2 rRNA genes (1 of these 2 cut by a window edge) are annotated in these 2,924 nt (G+C 55.8%); both read right to left on the bottom strand.

The annotated features are described in order from the left end of the window. Positions 1 to 354: 354 nt before the first annotated feature. Positions 355 to 469: ribosomal RNA gene (gene rrf / locus BMY69_RS19175) — 5S ribosomal RNA — on the bottom strand. Positions 470 to 583: 114 nt separating this feature from the next. Next, a 23S ribosomal RNA gene (locus BMY69_RS19170) occupies positions 584 to 2,924 on the bottom strand; it runs 544 nt beyond the window's last position.

The raw sequence follows: 2,924 nt of genomic DNA, 5'->3' as shown, positions 1-2,924 counted from the left end.
ACACAAGCGCGCGACACGGCGGCCTGTGGGAGCGCACCTGGGCGCGACGGCTCGTCGCGAGGTGTTGCAGGACCTGTGGCGTGCGGCGAGAAGCGGTCGCGGCCAGGTCCGCTCCCACAGCGCAAAAGAAAAAACCCGGCCTCAATGAGACCGGGTTTTTGGGATAAAGCCCCTGGCGGTGACCTGTTGCAGTGCGTGCCCTGCGGGCACGACAGCAACGGCGGAAAAGACGAAGGCCTCCCCGATCGGGGAGGCCTTCTTGGATAAAGCCCCTGGCGGTGACCTGTTGCGGGTCGCGCGATGCGCCAAAAGAAAAAACCCGGCCTCAATGAGACCGGGTTTTTAGGATAAAGCCCCTGGCGGTGACCTACTCTTGCATGGCTTGAGCCACACTACCATCGGCGCATGCGCGTTTCACTTCTGAGTTCGGGATGGGATCAGGTGGTACCACGCCGCTATGGCCGCCAGGGAAGGGGTGGGAGCAGCGCAGGTGCGCCGGCTCCACAGAGGGATGTAAACGAGTGACAAGCGTCCGGGAACGACCGGAGGATTGTATTAAGACGGTGAAGCGTCTTGGGGTTATATGGTCAAGCCTCACGGCTCATTAGTACGCGTAAGCTCAATGCATTGCTGCACTTCCACACCGCGCCTATCAACCACCTAGTCTTGATGGTGCCTTAAGGAGAGTCAAGCTCTCGGGAGATCTCATCTTGGGGCGTGCTTCCCGCTTAGATGCTTTCAGCGGTTATCACTTCCGTTCGTAGCTACCGGGCAATGCCATGGGCATGACAACCCGAACACCAGCGGAACGTCCACTCCGGTCCTCTCGTACTAGGAGCAGCCCCCCTCAAATCTCCAACGCCCACGACAGATAGGGACCGAACTGTCTCACGACGTTCTGAACCCAGCTCGCGTACCACTTTAAATGGCGAACAGCCATACCCTTGGGACCGGCTACAGCCCCAGGATGTGATGAGCCGACATCGAGGTGCCAAACACCGCCGTCGATATGAACTCTTGGGCGGTATCAGCCTGTTATCCCCGGAGTACCTTTTATCCGTTGAGCGATGGCCCTTCCATACAGAACCACCGGATCACTAAGACCTACTTTCGTACCTGCTTGATCCGTCGATCTCGCAGTCAAGCACGCTTATGCCTTTGCACACAGTGCGCGATGTCCGACCGCGCTGAGCGTACCTTCGTGCTCCTCCGTTACTCTTTGGGAGGAGACCGCCCCAGTCAAACTACCCACCATACACGGTCCCCGATCCGGATTACGGACCTAGGTTAGAACGTCAAGCACTTCAGGGTGGTATTTCAAGGATGGCTCCACCGAAACTAGCGTCTCGGTTTCATAGCCTCCCACCTATCCTACACAGAAGAACTCAACGTTCAGTGTAAAGCTATAGTAAAGGTTCACGGGGTCTTTCCGTCTTGCCGCGGGAACGCTGCATCTTCACAGCGATTTCAATTTCACTGAGTCTCGGGTGGAGACAGCGCCGCTGTCGTTACGCCATTCGTGCAGGTCGGAACTTACCCGACAAGGAATTTCGCTACCTTAGGACCGTTATAGTTACGGCCGCCGTTTACTGGGGCTTCGATCAAGAGCTTCGCCTTGCGGCTGACCCCATCAATTAACCTTCCAGCACCGGGCAGGCGTCACACCCTATACGTCCACTTTCGTGTTTGCAGAGTGCTGTGTTTTTGATAAACAGTCGCAGCGGCCAGGTTACTGCGACCCCTCGATGCTCAGTCACGCACGTGACCACACCAAGGGGCGCACCTTCTCCCGAAGTTACGGTGCCATTTTGCCTAGTTCCTTCACCCGAGTTCTCTCAAGCGCCTTGGGATTCTCACCCTGCCTACCAGTGTCGGTTTACGGTACGGTTTTTCTACAGCTGAAGCTTAGTGGCTTTTCCTGGAAGCGTGGTGTCAGTCACTTCGTCCTCATAGGACTGGTCTCGGTGCTCGGCATAAGTGATCCCGGATTTGCCTAAGATCACTGCCTACCGCCTTTCCCCAGGACAACCAACGCCTGGTAGACCTAACCTTCTCCGTCCCCACATCGCACTGTAGAAAAGTGCAGGAATATTAACCTGCTTCCCATCGACTACGCATTTCTGCCTCGCCTTAGGGGCCGACTCACCCTGCGCCGATGAACGTTGCGCGAGGAAACCTTGGGCTTTCGGCGGGGGGGCTTTTCACCCCCCTTATCGTTACTCATGTCAGCATTCGCACTTCCGATACCTCCAGCAAGCCTTACGACTCACCTTCACAGGCCTACGGAACGCTCCTCTACCGCGTACAGGTCAAAACCTGTACACCCCGAGCTTCGGTGCATAGCTTAGCCCCGTTAAATCTTCCGCGCAGACCGACTCGACCAGTGAGCTATTACGCTTTCTTTAAAGGGTGGCTGCTTCTAAGCCAACCTCCTGGCTGTCTATGCCTTTCCACATCGTTTTCCACTTAGCTATGACTTTGGGACCTTAGCTGCGGGTCTGGGTTGTTTCCCTTTTCACGACGGACGTTAGCACCCGCCGTGTGTCTCCCGTGTAGCACGTGTTGGTATTCGGAGTTTGCCATGGTTTGGTAAGTCTCAATGACCCCCTAGCCATAACAGTGCTCTACCCCCAACAGTGTTCGCACGAGGCGCTACCTAAATAGCTTTCGAGGAGAACCAGCTATCTCCGAGTTTGTTTAGCCTTTCACTCCGATCCTCAACTCATCCCCATCTATTGCAACAGATGTGGGTTCGGTCCTCCAGTGCGTGTTACCGCACCTTCAACCTGGTCAAGGATAGATCACTCGGTTTCGGGTCTACTGCCAGAGACTATTCGCCCTATTCAGACTCGGTTTCCCTTCGCCTCCCCTATACGGTTAAGCTTGCCACTGACAGTAAGTCGCTGACCCATTATACAAAAGGT

The organism is Luteibacter sp. UNC138MFCol5.1, from assembly GCF_900110505.1.
Lineage (GTDB): Bacteria > Pseudomonadota > Gammaproteobacteria > Xanthomonadales > Rhodanobacteraceae > Luteibacter.
The sequence above is the reverse complement of the archived record's forward strand: the minus strand, read 5'-3'. Positions and strand labels throughout refer to the sequence as shown.